The following is a 17,379-nucleotide window of genomic DNA, read 5'->3' as shown; positions in this document are numbered from 1 at the left end:
TTTTTGGAGAAAAACTGAATGGCTAAGTTCGGGCGGGGAGACCCCGCCCACTGGGCAGTCCGCGGATGCGGACTGCTTTCAAATCAAATGTCGTTTCTTTTGATGATAATGATTGTGGTAAATGAGCCGGCTGATCCGGTCAATTTTCGGCTGAGTGATCATAGAATCGTTTGAATGATCATAGAATCGAATAAGTGATCATAGAATCGTCTGAGTGATCATAGAACCCCCAAAAGTGATCATAGAACCTCCAAACCCGCTCCCATCTCTCCAAAAAACCGATTTCATTCCCCAAGTAAACTGACAAATTCGAATACGAGCGTTATCCTTGTCCTGCAATATTCCCAATGCTAGAATTAGTTTATAATCATTATAAAGAGAAACTTTAATCAGTGCGGAGCTTGCTTTCCACTGACCATTATTTTGGGACAAATAGCATATCTTCATTGCTTGTTCACAATTTCAAAAGCTTATAAAGCATTGATAGTGGTATACTTATATATATGAAATATGGAACGTGAAAGGTGTTTTGAACCCATGCATACATTAGTAGTCGGGGTGAACTACCGATCTGCACCCGTGGAAATCCGCGAGAAGTTGTCGTTCATCGAAAATGAACTTCCACAGGCGATGCAGGCCTTGAATAAACAAAAAAGCATACTGGAGAACGTCATCGTATCTACGTGCAACCGCACGGAGATCTACGCGGTGGTCGACCAGCTCCATACAGGCAAATACTATGTGAAGCAATTCCTGGCGGATTATTTTGATATTCCGCAGGAGTCGTTTTCACAGTATTTATTTGTGCATGAAAAAGATGAGGCTGTCGAGCATCTATTCCGTGTTACAGCGGGAATCGATTCGATGGTTCTTGGCGAAACGCAGATTCTTGGACAGGTGAAGGGGAGTTTCCTTGCCGGCCAGGAAATCGGCACGACGGGTACGGTTTTCAACCAATTATTCAAGCAGGCGGTGACGCTTGCCAAACGGGCGCATTCTGAAACGGCGATCGGCGAAAATGCCGTATCGGTTTCGTATGCGGCAGTTGAACTGGGCAAAAAGATTTTTGGCACGCTTAAAAATAAGCATGTTGTCATCCTGGGCGCCGGCAAGATGGGCGAACTGGCGATTAAGAATCTTCAAGGCAGCGGAGCAGACCGCATTACGGTCATCAACCGCACATTCGAAAAAGCGGAAGTACTGGCTGATAAATTTGGCGGCAAAGCGAAGCCGTTAAATGAACTGCAGTGCGCGTTATTGGATGCGGACATCCTCATTTCGTCTACAGGTGCACAGGACTTCGTAATCGATTTGGAGCTTATGCAATTTGTTGAGAAGCTGCGCAAAGGCAAGCCTTTATTCCTTGTGGATATTGCAGTGCCGCGTGATATGGATCCGCGCATCGGCGATTTGCCGAATGTATTCCTTTATGATATCGATGATATGCAAGGCATCGTCAACGCCAACTTGGCGGAACGCGAACGCGCTGCAACACAGATCGTTTCCATGATCGATAAGGAAGCACATCAATTCAATGACTGGCTGACGACTCTTGGCGTAGTTCCGGTGATATCGGCATTGCGCGAAAAAGCGCTTGGCATCCAGGCGGAAACGATGGCGAGCATCGAGAACAAGATGCCGGACCTGACAGACCGTGAGAAGAAAATCCTGAACAAACATACAAAATCAATCATCAATCAATTGCTGAAAGAGCCGATCCTTCAAGCGAAGGAAATGGCCGGAGCGCCTAAATCACGTGAGCAGTTAGAGTTGTTCCAGCAGATTTTCGGCATTGAAGATGAAGTGCAAGTACAGATTGAACAGCAGTCAAAAGCGGCATTGGTAAAAGCTGAGAAAGCTGCTGAAGAAAAACAGAAGCAACAGCAGAAACAGGAATCACCCGGATATTCATTTTAATCGGTTGGAAAGAGGCGTTTTCGGATCTATATGTTAAAATGTAGAGACGAAGCGCCTTTAACTATGGAAATGAAGGGGAATGGGATGGCTGATATAACAATGGCAAGGCTGCACGAAGCTATGGTTATTCTATATGCTGTCAGCCTTGTTTTTTATTTTTTGGATTATGTATATAAAGAGAAGAAGGCGGCGAAGATCGCCATGTCGCTGCTTGGCGGAGTTTGGCTGCTTCAGACGGTGTTTCTGATATTTTATATGATGGAAACACAGAGATTTCCGGTGCTGACCTTATTTGAAGGCATCTATTTCTATGCCTGGCTGCTGGTCACGCTGTCGCTCGTACTCAGGATTTTCTACCGGTTCGATTTTGCGGTATTCCTGATCAACATCATCGGATTCATCTTCATGACAATCCACACATTTGCGCCGGTCCAGATTGAGCGGTCGCCGGTCGGGGAATCATTGATCTCCGAATTGCTGCTGATTCATATCAGTTTCGCGATTCTTTCCTATGCGGCATTTTCGCTGTCTTTTGTCTTTTCGCTGCTCAATGTGCTGCAATACAGGCTCTTGAAACGCAAAAAATGGACAAAGCAATGGAACAGCCTGCCGTCACTCGGACAGACTGAGCGGGGGATGTCGATTTCGATCGGCGTCGGCATTTCGCTGCTGTTCGTGTCGCTAGTACTTGGCCTGCAATGGGCGTACATAGCGCTCTTTGATTTCTCGATCTTCGATCTGAAGATCGTCGGTTCATTTATACTAGTGGTCGTCTACAGTGTCATCCTGTGGCGCCACCAGAAAGGCACATTGAATGGCATGTCCTATTCATTGGCCCATATCTATGCGTTTTTAGTGCTGCTGATTAATTTCTTCCTCGGCAGCCGGTTGTCGGAATTTCATTTTTGGTATTAAGGAAAGGTAGGATTCATTTGAGAAAAATCGTTGTAGGATCTAGAAGAAGCAAGCTTGCTTTAACGCAGACAAATCAGTTTATCGATAAATTGAAGGCGGCAGGAGCCCCTTTTGAATTTGAAATAAAGGAAATCGTGACAAAAGGCGACCGCATTGTCGATGTTATGCTATCGAAAGTCGGAGGCAAAGGCTTATTCGTCAAAGAAATCGAGCAGGCGCTTTTTAACAAGGAAATCGATTTCGCTGTGCACAGCATGAAAGACATGCCGTCTGTTCTTCCGGAAGGATTCGTCATCGGCTGTGTGCCGGAACGTGAAGACCCGCGCGATGCTTTTATTGCCAATGGCCACGTGAAATTCATGGATCTGCCAGTCGGCGCGAAAGTGGGCACAAGCAGCCTGCGCCGCAGTTCGCAATTATTGTTGATGCGTCCGGACCTTGATATCCAGTGGATCCGCGGCAATATCGACACACGCCTTGGAAAATTGGAATCCGGTGAATTCGACGCCATCATTTTGGCGGCAGCCGGCTTGAAACGCATGGGCTGGAAAGACGAGATCGTTACCGAATTCCTTAGCATCGAAGAATGCCTGCCGGCGATCGGCCAAGGCGCTCTAGGCATTGAATGCCGCGAAGATGATGCAGAATTATTGGCTGAACTCGCGAAAGTGAACGATGAAGACACGATGCTGGCGGTAAACGCTGAACGTAAATTCCTGAAAGATATGAACGGCAGCTGCCAGGTTCCGATTGCGGGTTATGCAACGGTCGATAAAGGTGAAATCACGTTTACTGGATTGATCTCTTCACCCGAAGCAGATCAGGTCTATAAAGAAACGGCGACAAGCAAAGATCCGGTTGAAGCAGGACGCATCGTTGCTGATAAGATCAGCGGCCAAGGCGGTTATGACCTGATTCAGCGTGTCATTGCTGAGAGCAATGTGTAAAAACGAAAGATCGCTTGAAGGCAGAACGATCGTTTTTACTGGTTCAAACTTTCCAGAAGAAGCTGCAGGTGAAATTGAAGAACTGGGCGGCAAGGCACTTTACCTGCCGCTTATCGAAACATCGGTCCGCCAAACGGACAAGCCGGATTTCAATGCATACGGGTGGCTCATCTTCACGAGCCGCACAAGTGCGGAAGCTTTCTGCCAGCTGCATGCGGACAATGTGCCCAACATTGCGGCTGTCGGTGAAAAGACTGCGGAAGTTCTCGAGAACAACGGCTATCGGGTGGATTTCATACCTTCTATCTACAGTGCCGACCGTTTTGTCGAAGAGTTTCCTGCTGTTGCCAATGGTGCAAAATGTCTTTTCATCAAAGGTGCGCTTGCGAAGAACACCATCTCGTCCATGCCGTTGCCTGTCGACGAATGGATTATCTACGACACGAACCTGAAATTGGATAACGCAGAAGAACTATCCCAAATGAAACACCAAACCATCATCTTTGCCAGCCCCTCGGCTGTTTCGGCATACCGGAAAGCGGGAGGGGATTGGAATGATATAGAGGTTGCGGCAATCGGCCATGTAACCGAAAAGGCGATCAAGGATGCAGGCGGGCATATCGATTTTATTCCCGCGACCTATACGTACTTGGACGTCGTCAATGAAATAGCGAAAGGAAGATGTAACGAATGAAAGACTTGAAATTCAATCGTCACCGGAGATTGCGCGGATCTGCAAACATTCGTGCCATGGTGCGTGAAACTGGACTTTATAAAGAAGATTTCATCTACCCGATTTTCGTCGTCGAAGGCGAAAACGTAAAACAGGAGATTTCATCCATGCCTGGCGTTTTCCATTTCTCAATGGACCGCCTTGGCGAAGAATTGGACGAAGTCGTCGATTTGGGGATTCCTTCAGTCATCTTGTTCGGCGTGCCGAACGACAAAGATGCTGTCGGTTCCGAAGCTTATCATGACCACGCCATCACACAGGAAGCCATCCGTTTCGCGAAAGAACGCCATCCGGACTTGGTTGTCATCGCTGATACTTGCCTTTGCCAGTATACAGACCACGGTCATTGCGGCGTTATCGAAGACGGCGTCATTTTGAATGACGAGTCGCTCGACCTATTGGCGCGTACTGCTGTGTCACAGGCAAAAGCGGGAGCGGACATCATTGCGCCATCGAATATGATGGACGGTTTTGTCGCGGCAATCCGCTACGGACTGGATCAGGCTGGATTCCAGCACATTCCGATCATGAGCTATGCAGTGAAATACGCGTCGGCTTATTACGGCCCATTCCGCGAAGCTGCCCACTCAACACCACAATTAGGCGACCGCAAAACTTATCAGATGGATCCGGCAAACCGCCTGGAAGCACTTCGTGAAGCGGCTTCCGACGTGGAAGAAGGAGCCGATTACCTGATGGTCAAACCGGCCTTGTCGTACTTGGATGTTGTCCGTGAAGTGCGGGATAACTTTGACTTGCCGATTGTCGCCTATAACGTTTCTGGCGAATATGCCATGGTCAAAGCCGCGGCTTTGAACGGCTGGGTCGACGAAGAGAAGATCGTTCTTGAAACATTGCTCAGCATGAAACGTGCTGGCGCGGATATTATCATGTCGTATCACGCAAAAGACGCGGTACGCTGGCTGGAGGGGAAATAAATGGGATATGAAAAATCGCAAGCGGCATTTGAAGAAGCGAAAGGATTGATGCCGGGCGGCGTCAACTCACCTGTCCGCGCATTCAAATCCGTCAATATGGATCCGATTTTCATGGCTTCCGGCAGCGGTGCCACAATTACGGATATCGACGGCAACACATACATCGACTACGTCCTTTCCTGGGGGCCTCTTATTCTGGGGCATGCACAACCGGACGTAGTCGCAGCGATCAAGGAAACAGCGGAACTCGGCACTTCATTCGGAGCGCCGACTGTCCTTGAAAATGAAATGGCGAAACTTGTCATGGAACGTGTTCCATCAATCGAAATGGTACGTATGGTGTCTTCCGGTACGGAAGCGACGATGAGCGCATTGCGTGTAGCACGCGGATATACAGGACGCAATAAAATCCTGAAATTCGAAGGATGCTATCACGGCCACGGGGACAGCCTGTTGATCAAAGCTGGTTCTGGTGTTGCGACACTGGGTCTTCCGGATTCACCGGGAGTGCCTGCGTCAATCGCGCAGAACACGATCACTGTTCCTTATAACGATCTGGAAAGTGTACGCCACGCATTCAAAGAATTCGGCGACGATCTGGCAGCAGTAATCGTTGAGCCGGTTGCCGGCAATATGGGCGTTGTACCTCCAAGCGAAGGATTCCTGCAGGAACTCCGCAACCTGACGACTGAAAACGGCACAGTCCTCATCTTTGATGAAGTCATGACCGGTTTCCGTGTCGGCTACAACTGTGCGCAAGGATTTTACGGCGTGACGCCTGACATGACTTGCCTCGGCAAAGTCATCGGCGGCGGACTTCCAGTCGGTGCATTCGGTGGTCGCCGTGAAATCATGCAGCAAGTCGCACCAAGCGGTTCGATCTATCAGGCAGGTACGCTGTCAGGCAACCCTCTCGCAATGCGCGCTGGTTACGAAACCCTGTCGCGTCTCTCTGAAGACAGCTATAATACTTTCATCGAACGCGGCGACCAGCTTGAAGCCGGTTTCCGTGAAGCCGCAGAAAAATACAATATTCCGCACACAGTAAACCGTGCGGGCTCGATGATCGGTTTCTTCTTCACGAACGAAGAAGTGGTCGATTTCGACTCAGCGAAAACGTCCGATCTGGACCTGTTCGCGGATTACTATAAATTGATGGCGGAAGAAGGCATCTTCCTGCCGCCGTCCCAGTTCGAAGGCATGTTCCTGTCGACAGCTCATACCGAAGAGCATATCGCCAAGACAGTGGAAGCATTCCACACCGTCTTCGCTAAACTGGCACGCTAATAAATAAAGAGAGACAGCCGGAGTAAGTTATCCGGCTGTTTTTTTCGTAAGTTTTAGGGGAATTAGCTTATACTGCAAACAAAGAGAGTTATATCGCAAACAACGGGGGCTATTTTGCAAACAACAAGCTATATACCGCAAACAAAGCCAGTTATACTGCAAACAAATAGAGTTTTACCGCAATCAACGGTTTAGCCTCCTGTCAAATGTCCTTTGCACTTTCGCTTTTCGCCTGTGAAAAGCTTGTAATCGGTTTCTTCCATGTAAGGAAAGGGCTGATTACAGGGCTTCGTCCGAAAATGCGGAGAGGAGGGAGCAGCCGGTGGATCTGGCTGAACTTTCTTAGTGAATAGGGGGAAGAAAAATAGCGAGTGATCATAGAACCCTAAAAAGTGATTATAGAATCATTTGAATGATTATAGAATCGAATAAGTGATCATAGAATCTCCTGAGTGATCATAGAACCCCAAAAAGTGATCATAGAACTCCCAAAACCGCTCATAGAAGTTTTCACGGCCCGCAATTTATCTGTTAGGATAGAAAGACAGGTTATTTTGCGAAAGAAGGTAGAGTAAGTTTTGAAATTATTGCGTACAGCGCTGGTCGCGATTGCGGCCGGCTTTATATTCCAGCAGGTCGGCATGTTCTTGCCGTGGCTTCTTGGGCCGATGCTGGCACTTTTACTGCTCCGGCAGTTTACGGAAATGGAGTTTTACTGGCCGCGAATATTGCGGACAATCGGCCTTATCCTCCTCGGCGTCATGATCGGCGCGTCGTTTACGCGTGAGTCGGTGCTGCTGATGTGGGTGGATCTGCCGTATATGCTGTTTATGACAGTGTCGGTTATCATCGCGGCATTGCTATTCGGACTCCTGTTCAGCAAAATGGCCAACGAATCGCTGCAGACGAGTTTGCTTGGCTCGATGCCGGGCGGCTTGTCTCAGATGGTGCTGATTTCGGAAGAAGTCAAAAATGCCAATGTCACCGTCGTATCGGTAATGCAGACGTTCCGGATATTCCTCGTTGTAACGATTGTGCCATTGCTGACAACATTTCTTGTCGGAAGGGAGACGGCATCAGCGACTACCCAGGCAAACGACTTCTCGTTTTCACCGATGGCATTTCTGGCTGCCATCATACTTGGTATTTTAATCTATCTATTTATGAAGAAGTTTTCATTCCCGGCGAAGGAATTGCTGGCACCTGTCCTGGTCATGGCTATCGTCCAGTCCTTCACCGGCAGCACGCTTATCGAGATGCCGCCCCTTCTTACAATTCTGGCACAGCTGCTCGTCGGCGCACATCTCGGTCTCCAGATGGAGAAGCTGCGCGAAAATATGAGCATGCGGCTGGCGTTGGCGATTGTGGTCAATAATATGCTCCTGATCGCGTTTACCGTTTTTATTGCCTATATATTAGCGGCACTTCTTCCAGAATACCTGTTCCTCGATTTCTTCCTGAGTGCGGCGCCGGGCGGCATGGCCGAAATGGGGATTACGGCGCTCGCTGCCGGCGCGGATGTGGCGCTCATCACGAGTTTCCATCTGTTCCGCCTGTTCTTTATTTTATTGCTTGCGGCGCCTGCAGTGGCGTTTGTGCTGAAAAAACTTGACGCTAAAACAGGAAATTGAGTACAATGGATTTAATCAGATACTGATGCATTGAAGAGGATAGTAGAATGTGCGTGCATTTCAGAGAGGGAACCGAGTGGTGAGAGGTTTTCATGGACCAGCATTTGAATGTCACCTCCGAGCAGATTCCGTGAACACGAGTAGCGGAACCCGGATGCGAATCCGTTATCGAACTTGAGAGCCAGGCTTTTTTCAGCCTGTGTATAAAGGTGGTACCGCGAAAACTCCTTCGTCCTTTAAGTAGAGACGACAGGAGTTTTTTTGTACCCTTTTTTAAGCTCAAGAAGATGCTTCAACCCATCAAAACCAAGCGCTATGCGAATAAAATCCGCAGCGACTAGACGAGGAGGAATCTCTATGACAGAACAGATGTCGACCAAGTACGATCCGCAATCGATTGAAAAAGGGCGTTATGATTGGTGGATCGACAACAAGTATTTTGAAGCTAAACCCGAAAGCGGCAAGACGCCGTACACCATCGTGATTCCGCCGCCGAACGTGACAGGCAAGCTGCACCTGGGCCACGCCTGGGATACGACGCTGCAGGATATCCTGACGCGCATGAAGCGTATGCAGGGATACGACGCGCTATGGCTGCCGGGCATGGACCACGCCGGCATCGCGACACAGGCGAAAGTTGAAGGCAAGCTGAAGGAAGAAGGCAAGTCTCGCTATGACCTTGGACGCGCAGCTTTCCTTGAAGAATCATGGAAATGGAAAGAGGAGTACGCAGGGCATATCCGTCAGCAATGGTCGAAACTGGGCCTTGGACTCGATTACTCACGTGAGCGCTTTACAATGGATGAAGGCTTGTCGAAAGCGGTTCGTGAAGTATTTGTTAAGCTATACGAGAAAAAATTGATCTACCGCGGTAAATACATCATCAACTGGGATCCTGCGACGAAAACCGCGATTTCGGATATTGAAGTTATCTACAAAGATGTGCAAGGCGCGTTCTATCATATGCGTTACCCGTTGACAGACGGCAGCGGCCACATCGAAATCGCAACGACGCGTCCGGAGACGATGCTCGGCGATACAGCGGTTGCGGTTCACCCGAAAGATGAGCGCTATAAGCACTTGATCGGCAAAACTGTGACGCTTCCGATCATCGGACGTGAAATGGAAATTGTAGCAGATGATTATGTCGACATGGAATTCGGAAGCGGCGCTGTGAAAATTACGCCAGCTCATGACCCGAATGACTTTGAAATCGGCAACCGCCATAACCTCGAACGCGTATTGATCATGCACGAAGACGGCACGATGAATGAAAATGCCGGCAAATACGAAGGTATGGACCGTTTCGAATGCCGGAAGCAGATCGTTAAAGACCTGCAGGAGATGGATGTTTTATTCAAGATTGAAGAGCATCTGCATTCGGTAGGGCATTCGGAACGCAGCGGGGCAGTAGTAGAGCCTTACCTGTCGACACAATGGTTCGTTGACATGAAGCCGCTGGCGCAAAAATCGGTGGATCTGCAGAAAGACGAAAATGGCGTCAATTTCGTGCCGGAACGTTTTGAGAAAACGTATCTGCACTGGATGGAGAACATCCGCGACTGGTGTATTTCCCGTCAATTATGGTGGGGCCATCAGATTCCTGCCTGGTATCATAACGAAACAGGTGAAATCTACGTAGGTCACGAGGCGCCTGAAGACGCTGAAAACTGGACGCAGGACGAAGACGTTCTGGATACGTGGTTCTCGTCAGCGCTTTGGCCGTTCTCGACGCTTGGCTGGCCGGAAGACAGCGATGAACTGAAGAAATACTATCCGACAGACGTACTGGTTACTGGCTACGATATCATCAATTTCTGGGTATCGCGCATGATTTTCCAAGCGCTTGAATTCACTGAAGAAAAACCGTTTGACGATGTGCTGATACACGGACTTGTCCGCGATGCGGAAGGGCGCAAGATGTCGAAATCACTCGGCAATGGCGTCGACCCGATGGATGTCATTGAACAATATGGCGCCGATTCACTGCGTTATTTCCTGGCAACAGCTTCATCGCCAGGCCAGGACCTTCGCTTCTCGATGGAAAAAGTGGAGAGCGTTTGGAACTTCGCAAATAAAATCTGGAACGCTTCCCGTTTTGCATTGATGAACATGGAAGGCATGACCTACGAGGAAATCGATCTGAGCGGCAAGAAGTCTGTAGCGGATTCATGGATCCTGACTCGTCTAAATGAAACGATCGAACAAGTGACGTCGCTTGCTGAACGCTATGAGTTCGGTGAAGTGGGACGCCTGCTTTATAACTTCATCTGGGATGATTTCTGTGACTGGTACATCGAGATGGCGAAGCTGCCATTATACGGTGAAGACGAAGACGCGAAGCGAATGACGCGTTCGGTTCTTGCTTATGTACTCGATAACACGATGCGTTTATTGCATCCGTTAATGCCGTTCATCACAGAAGAAATCTGGCAGAACCTGCCGACACAAGGCGAGTCAATCACGATTGCCGAGTGGCCGAAAGTGGATGAGTCATTGTCCGACCAAAGCCAGTCGTCGAGCATGAAGTTGTTGGTGGACGTTATTAAATCCGTACGGACAATCCGCGCGGAAGTGCAGTCGCCGATGAGCAAGAAAGTGCCGTTGACAATTTCAGCTAAGGACGCGGAAACGCACGCCGTGCTGGAAGCGAACTCTGCCTACATCGAGCGTTTCTGCAACCCGGAAACGTTGATGATCGGACAGAATATCGAAGCGCCTGAAAAATCCATGTCGGCAGTAGTATCCGGTGCGGAATTGTTCATGCCGCTGGAAGGACTCATCGATATCGATGCGGAGCTTGCCCGTTTGAATAAAGAGCTGGAGAAATGGGCGAAGGAAGTTAAGCTTGTTCAAGGCAAATTGTCGAACGAGCGCTTCGTTTCGAAAGCACCGGAAGCGGTTGTGGCCGAGGAACGCGCGAAAGAAGCGGACTATCTGGAGAAACACGCGACGGTTGAGAAGCGTATTGAAGAATTGAAGAATCTTTAAGACTTACCCGAATTAAATATGAAACCCCGAAATTCTTCTGTTTTGCAGAAGGTTTCGGGGTTTTTTAATAGTATGTAAATCTATAAGACAACTTGAGAAAGAAGTCATGTCAGACAGGCTGCGAGCTGGAAAAATTAAACAGAATATATTGAAGTATCATCGTTTATCAAATTAGAAAGTATTTCAGGCAAATTGGAAAGTATTTAGACTGAATTGGAAAGTATTTAGGCTGAACTGGAAAGTATTTTATGTGATTTGGAAAGTAAGTCCAAATATTGGAAATTCAGTTTTAGAAAATGGCTTAAACTAGCGAATATGACTGCTCATTTTTGCAAACTTTCCATTCAAAAAACGTAATGGACAGTAAAGGATGCTTAATGGACAGTAACCACGCTCTAATGGACAGTATTCAGCTGATAATGGACAGTAAACACACTCTAATGGACAGTATATCCAATTAACTGGAAATCACACTCCTATTTCACAGTCCCAAACGACCAAATCAAACAGAATACAAGGAAAAACCCGATCGGATCGGATGGTTTCCGCGCAGCGGGAACCATCCCAGGAACATTCGCTGCAGCGAATGTTTTTCAAACCAAGCTATTCACGCTCCAAGAAAGAAGAGTGATATCAGTCATACTTTTTCTCAAGATGCCGAACCAATAATTCAGCGATATTATCTTCGTGCGTCTGGTAGAAGGAGCGGGCACCGACGGGATCTTCGACTTCATTGAAGAGGTGGCGGCCGTCTTCCAGCAGAAGAAAGTCGATGCCAATATAGTCAGCTTTCACGGCGCGGGCTATTTTCAATACATGCAGTTCCTGAATGGAATCTAATTCATACCGCTCAACTTCGGCGCCGAGCGAAAAGTTTTTCTTGAACGAAAAGTCCGAGCTGCGTTTAACTGCACCGACTACTTCATCACCAATGACATACGCACGGATGTCTGCTGTATGAGGGACCACCGGCTGATAGATAACATCAGAAGAAAAAGCTGGCAAAGAATCAGCCCACTCCACCATCTCAACTTCCTGGCCGCCGTGGCCGTCGACGCTCTTAATGACACACGGAAATTCCTGCGGCTCGCGGTAAGTGGTGATCGCCGGAATCCCTAATACTTGAAACAGCTGATAAGACAGCCACTTATTATTGGCGATGCGGTTCACTTCGGCGCGGTTCACAAGACGCACGCCGCGGTCCTCCAAATAGCGAGCTGCATCAGGGCGACGGCAGCGAAACAGAACAGTCTGGCTTTTCAATTTCTCAAGCAGGCCATCCAGTCCAGCTTCGCTCCAATCGTCCCAGCAAACCAATTCGAAATCGGCAAATCGCTGCAATTCCAGGATAAATGCTTCATTGCGCTTGGCGTCCGCGGTTTCGTACAATAGGATCATCGAACGTCCTCCAGTATATAAGCAATCATGGCGTCAGCGACATTGATGCCTGTGACATTCAAGATATTGCGGATATGGGCGGCGGCGTTCACTTCGCAGACCAGCGGCTGTTCGTCGATATCGAACAGGAGATCGACTCCGGCGAATATTGCACCGGTCGCACGGGCTGCCGCAATGGCGATGACTTTCTGCTGTTCCGTCAATTCAATCGGGGACGCTTCGCCGCCGTTTGTGATGTTGGCGCGGAAATCGGTTTTCGACTCCCGGTACATGGCTGCGACGATTTCACCACCGACGATGTTGACGCGGATATCACGTCCCCGGCTGGATTCGACGAATTCCTGAAATACGAAATCGATGCCGCGGAGCGATTCCACTTTTTCATAGAACTGTTCTTCCGTTTCAATCAGATAAACTTTCATGCCGAATGAACCATGTCCTTCTTTGATGATCATCGGAAGTCCGAATCGTCCGAGCACCTTTTCGAAATAACCCGATTCCCGGATGGAGAAGGCGGGATAGACTTTCGGCGCGATGATGGTAGCCGGCATAGGGAGGCCGGCAGCCGCAAGCGCTATGTATTGCTTGGCTTTATTGTCGCAGAGGTCGATGATTGCCGGATCGTTGTAGACGGGGATGCCGCGGCTTTTCAGGAAATAGCCAAGCAGGATGTCTTTGTCGAGCATGACCGCGAAATCAGGCAATGCCATTTCCGACAACAGATCCATCACAACATCATTATTTTTCATGATGCGCGTTTTCACACCGGCTCTCTCGGCAGCTTCCGCCACCAATTCCGCCTGGTCGATAAATTTTTCGGAGATTAAACTTCCATTATAAATGATCCAACATACGGCCATTTCAATTCCACCTTCATGCTATACTTATAAAAAAATTGTATCACGTTTAAAGGGAGAAAAGAGGTTTTCGATGATTACGGGACTTGATCATTATAAAGAAAAATGGAATATTGCCTCCGACACATCCATCAAGCCTGGTTTGGACGCAATAAAACAAGCACTGCAGGAACTGGGCAATCCACATGAAAATCATCAGTCCATACATATCGCCGGCACAAACGGCAAAGGGTCTACAGCGGCGTTCATCGCCGCTATACTTATGCAGCATGGCAAGTCAGTGGGCAATTTCTTTTCGCCTGCCATTGAAGACGTGCATGACCAGATTCAGATAGACCGGGAGCCGGCAACGGAAGCGGATTTTGACACGGCATTTGCACAGCTGTCGAAGGTTAAAACACCGCTGACCGATTTCGAATTGCTTACTGCCGCCGCGTTTCTCCTATTTAATAGAAGAAAGCCGGATTTCATCATCATCGAAGCCGGTATGGGCGGACGTTTTGACAGCACGAATGTCATCGATCCACTGATTTCCGTCATACCGAGCATTTCACTCGAACATACGAATTTCCTGGGCAGCACAATCTCTGAAATTGCCTGGCATAAAGCGGGCATCATCAAAAAAGGGAAACCGATAGCCATCGGGAAGCTGCCGAAAGAAGCGGAAAAGGTAATCTGTACCACAGCAGAAAAGATGAGTTCGAAAATATTGAAGTCTAAAGACCTATTTGAAGGTAAATTAAAAATGAAAGGCCAGCATCAGAAAGCCAATGCAAATTTGGCGATGCTAGTCTCACACAACATACTCGAAAACCAATTTAAAGAACATTTAGCAATATTAGGAATAACGAGTGCGTCGCTGTCCTTCCGATTCGAAGAAGTATATCCGGATGTGATTTTTGACGGCGCACATAATGAAGCCAGTGTGGATGCTCTGGTTGAAACAGTCCGGAAAATCTATTCGGACCGCGAAATACATATAGTTATGGGATTATTAAAGGATAAAGACCACGAAGCGATCCTGCGGAAACTGGAAACCATCAGCGACCATTTCATCTTCCTGGAATTTGAAAACGAACGGGCTTTACCGGCACAGATTTTATTTTCCAAAAGTGGTAGTAAAATAAAGACAATTCTAAATGATTGTGATATATTACCTGTATCTAGTAAAAATGAAGTGACAATAGTCACGGGTTCACTTTACCTTTTAGCGATCCTGAGAAAACGAAATTATTCGATGTTTGAACATTACAGACCCGATTAATCAAAATTTCTTTGGCAATAGAGAGAACCTAGTAGGGGAGAAGTTGCTATGGATAATGTACAGAAAAGAAAAGTAGTTCTGTGGACACTCTGGGCTCTCATTGTGCCACCGGGCCTTTACCTGATTTATCAATACTTCCCGCCGCCAACGATATCCCTGGTTGATGCCGCAGCCTATCTGGCATTCTTCATCCTGGCCTGTCTGTTGCCGATGAACATCAATGGTGTACCGACTTATCTGGTGCAATGGCTGACAGTTGCCGTATTCCTGAAATATGGACTTTTCGCTGAAGTCATCTTGTCGCAGATTACCATGCTGATCGTCATCTTGAGGCTGCGCACATTTGAAAGTTTGAGCATCCGAATTCCTTTCAACTCTATGATGTTCTTCGCGATTTCTTCACTTGCCGGATTATCTTTCATCTTTGCGGGCGGCGAAATCGGTTCGCTGGATCTCGGCCATATCCTGTTATATGGATTGCTGTTCCAGATGGTTTCCGTAGTATCGAACCAGCTGATCCTCTACGTATATGTAAGGATTCTCGGTGAACACAAGGATTTCTTTTCGACCGATACGATCTGGGATTTCTCCATCACATTGCTGGTCTTTCCGCTTGCCATCGCCTTATACATTTCTGAAACCTATATCGGCTTGACGGCGTTATTGCTGCTGGGCATTCCGTTCTTCACGATGACCGCCATCATGCGCATGTATAATAACTCGGAAAAAGTGAACAGCGATCTGAAAAAAGCGGGTGAAATCGGCCATCAATTGGCGGCGCGTCTTTCTACAGATGAGGTACTGGATCAATTCGTTATCCAGGTAACGGATTTATTCCAGGCGGATTATGCTTATGTCATTGATTACCGGGACGGCAAACTTCTAATGCTCCGTATGTTCGAAGATAATCAGTTCCAATCACTCGACGTTGAACCTGTTAAATATAATGAAGGCATTGCCGGCAACGCGATCGTCAACAACACTTCCTATATCTATGACAATAAAGCGCAGTGGAAAGGGATAGCAAGCGGCTATATGCCGAATGATACCGAAAGCTTGATGGCGACGCCGATTTCCCGGAACAACCGGATCGAAGGGGTCCTCGTGATGGGTTCGAGAAGTAAGCATGCATTCGTCCATCACCAGCTGCAAATCATGGATATCCTGAGTACGTACTTTGCGGTATCGCTGGAAAAAGCAGGGCTGATCCAAAAAGCCATTGCCAAAAGCGAACGCTGCGGCCTCACAAAATTGTATAATTACCGCTATCTTGATGAAGCGCTTGAGAAAAGCATGGCCAAAGTCAATAGCGGTGAACTGCGTAATCTGTCTGTTGTGATGATGGACATCGATCGCTTTAAAGGCATCAATGACAAGTACGGCCACCAAAGCGGCAATGAAATCTTGATCGCACTGGCAAACCTGCTGACGGAAATCGTCGGAAAAGAGGGGACTGTCGCCAGGTACGGCGGTGAAGAATTTGTAGTGCTCCTTCCAAACTACAGTAAAGAGCTGACAATGTTATTTGCGGAAAACATCCGCAAGGAAATCGAAAAACGCGAATTCATGATCCAAAGTGATCTGGATGAAGACCGCAGTACGATTCCGATCAAGATCACCATGAGCATCGGCGTGTCGTCAGCGCCGGACGACAGCGATGACGGCATGGCGATGATCCGCAACGCAGACAGAGCATTGTACATCGGTGCGAAGCAGGCGGGGCGGAATAAGGTTGCTGCTTATACGAAGTGAAAATGAAATAGAAAAGCCCAAGTTCAGTTGATGAACTTGGGCTTTGTTTTTGATTATGGGGCTTCGTAGCTTCTATCTAGTTCGACTGGTGGAGAGACATTATTTATCCAAGGTTCTGTATCAATATCTAATTCAGAAAAGTTTTTAATAATGTCATGATCATAGATAATAGTAAGCCGCGATTTATCTTTGTTCATACCCGCTTGTTCAGAACTTGTATAGTACCTTTTGCCATCACCTCGTAATGCGTTAAGGGTGATTCTTCGGGCTGATATTCCACCTTCAATTTTAATATTCGATCCAACACCATATATCTCCATTGATTGTTCACTGTAAAAGTAACCTTTAAAATTACTAGGATTTGATTTGTTTACGGAGTTGTTAGATAGATTAATATTTCCTTTTGCAAAAATTATTAATGAGCCGGTTCGATTTGCATAAGGGATACCGTAAATTTCTGACTCAGTAATTGTTACGTCACCGTCAACATAAAAGATAACATCACTTTCCAGGTAAGCATTTTCAATTACTAAATCACCATGAACATAAATTGTCCCTTTTACTTTGGATGGATAACTTTTAGAAGAATTGATTATATATAAATCTTTTTCAATATATGCACTTTCTCTAATGTTTAAATCAATAGACGATAAAGCAACTGTTCCTAATGTACCCATTTTTCTAAAGTCATTTTTCCCTGAACCATAGTAAACTCCATCGTACTTTTTTGTGAAGTTATTGCAATTACT

The 17,379-nt window shown here is 47.4% G+C and carries 13 protein-coding genes, 1 pseudogene and 1 other annotated feature; of the genes and pseudogenes, 11 read left to right on the top strand and 3 right to left on the bottom strand.

Features of this window, described 5'->3' with window-relative positions:
• The first annotated feature begins 18 nt into the window (after positions 1 to 18).
• From CXF70_RS18235 to CXF70_RS13480, 9 genes are all read left to right on the top strand, one after another.
• The gene (locus CXF70_RS18235; RefSeq protein WP_158241200.1) at positions 19 to 174 is read left to right on the top strand and encodes a hypothetical protein; all 156 of its coding nucleotides are present in this window, start codon (positions 19 to 21) and stop codon (positions 172 to 174) included.
• 363 nt (positions 175 to 537) lie between these two features.
• The gene (gene hemA, locus CXF70_RS13515; protein WP_084246339.1) at positions 538 to 1,917 is read left to right on the top strand and encodes a glutamyl-tRNA reductase; all 1,380 of its coding nucleotides are present in this window, start codon (positions 538 to 540) and stop codon (positions 1,915 to 1,917) included.
• Between the two features lie 84 nt (positions 1,918 to 2,001).
• Positions 2,002 to 2,832, top strand: a complete 831-nt coding sequence (locus CXF70_RS13510) for a cytochrome C assembly family protein (RefSeq protein ID WP_101803114.1) — start codon at positions 2,002 to 2,004, stop codon at positions 2,830 to 2,832.
• A gap of 17 nt (positions 2,833 to 2,849) precedes the next feature.
• Positions 2,850 to 3,779 carry a hydroxymethylbilane synthase gene (gene hemC, locus CXF70_RS13505; protein WP_101803113.1) on the top strand — a complete coding sequence of 310 codons (930 nt, stop codon included), beginning with the start codon at positions 2,850 to 2,852 and terminating at the stop codon, positions 3,777 to 3,779.
• Positions 3,772 to 4,473, top strand: coding sequence for a uroporphyrinogen-III synthase (locus tag CXF70_RS13500; protein WP_101803112.1), 702 nt, complete (start codon positions 3,772 to 3,774; stop codon positions 4,471 to 4,473). The genes hemC and CXF70_RS13500 overlap by 8 nt, the downstream gene beginning before the upstream one ends.
• Positions 4,470 to 5,450, top strand: coding sequence for a porphobilinogen synthase (hemB, locus tag CXF70_RS13495; protein WP_101803111.1), 981 nt, complete (start codon positions 4,470 to 4,472; stop codon positions 5,448 to 5,450). Before CXF70_RS13500 ends, hemB begins: the two co-directional genes overlap by 4 nt.
• Complete coding sequence (gene hemL / locus CXF70_RS13490; RefSeq protein ID WP_101803110.1) at positions 5,451 to 6,737, top strand: glutamate-1-semialdehyde 2,1-aminomutase; 1,287 nt, start codon at positions 5,451 to 5,453, stop codon at positions 6,735 to 6,737.
• A 578-nt stretch (positions 6,738 to 7,315) separates the two neighbouring features.
• On the top strand, positions 7,316 to 8,368 hold the full coding sequence (locus CXF70_RS13485) for an AbrB family transcriptional regulator (protein WP_101803109.1): 1,053 nt from the start codon (positions 7,316 to 7,318) through the stop codon (positions 8,366 to 8,368).
• 21 nt (positions 8,369 to 8,389) lie between these two features.
• Positions 8,390 to 8,608: a binding site (T-box leader), on the top strand.
• A 117-nt stretch (positions 8,609 to 8,725) separates the two neighbouring features.
• Positions 8,726 to 11,359: a valine--tRNA ligase gene (locus CXF70_RS13480; protein ID WP_101803108.1), complete on the top strand. Its 2,634-nt coding sequence runs from the start codon at positions 8,726 to 8,728 to the stop codon at positions 11,357 to 11,359.
• Positions 11,360 to 11,992: 633 nt separating this feature from the next.
• Here CXF70_RS13480 and CXF70_RS13475 read toward each other — a convergent pair.
• A complete protein-coding gene (locus tag CXF70_RS13475; RefSeq protein ID WP_101803107.1) occupies positions 11,993 to 12,757 on the bottom strand; it encodes an ATP-grasp domain-containing protein in 765 nt (254 codons plus the stop codon).
• Positions 12,754 to 13,617, bottom strand: a complete 864-nt coding sequence (locus CXF70_RS13470; RefSeq protein ID WP_101803106.1) for an ATP-grasp domain-containing protein — start codon at positions 13,615 to 13,617, stop codon at positions 12,754 to 12,756. Before CXF70_RS13470 ends, CXF70_RS13475 begins: the two co-directional genes overlap by 4 nt.
• Positions 13,618 to 13,687: 70 nt before the next feature.
• Between CXF70_RS13470 and CXF70_RS13465 the strand changes: the two genes are divergently transcribed.
• Positions 13,688 to 14,878 (top strand): bifunctional folylpolyglutamate synthase/dihydrofolate synthase, encoded by a 1,191-nt coding sequence (locus tag CXF70_RS13465; protein ID WP_101803105.1) that lies wholly within the window; start codon positions 13,688 to 13,690, stop codon positions 14,876 to 14,878.
• A 48-nt stretch (positions 14,879 to 14,926) separates the two neighbouring features.
• Positions 14,927 to 16,630, top strand: a complete 1,704-nt coding sequence (locus CXF70_RS13460; protein WP_101803104.1) for a sensor domain-containing diguanylate cyclase — start codon at positions 14,927 to 14,929, stop codon at positions 16,628 to 16,630.
• A gap of 53 nt (positions 16,631 to 16,683) precedes the next feature.
• Here CXF70_RS13460 and CXF70_RS18230 read toward each other — a convergent pair.
• Positions 16,684 to 17,379: pseudogene (locus CXF70_RS18230) on the bottom strand (hypothetical protein); the annotation flags it as partial.

The organism is Planomicrobium sp. MB-3u-38 (assembly GCF_002836425.1).
In the GTDB taxonomy this organism is placed as follows: domain Bacteria; phylum Bacillota; class Bacilli; order Bacillales_A; family Planococcaceae; genus Planococcus; species Planococcus okeanokoites.
The sequence above is the reverse complement of the archived record's forward strand: the minus strand, read 5'-3'. Positions and strand labels throughout refer to the sequence as shown.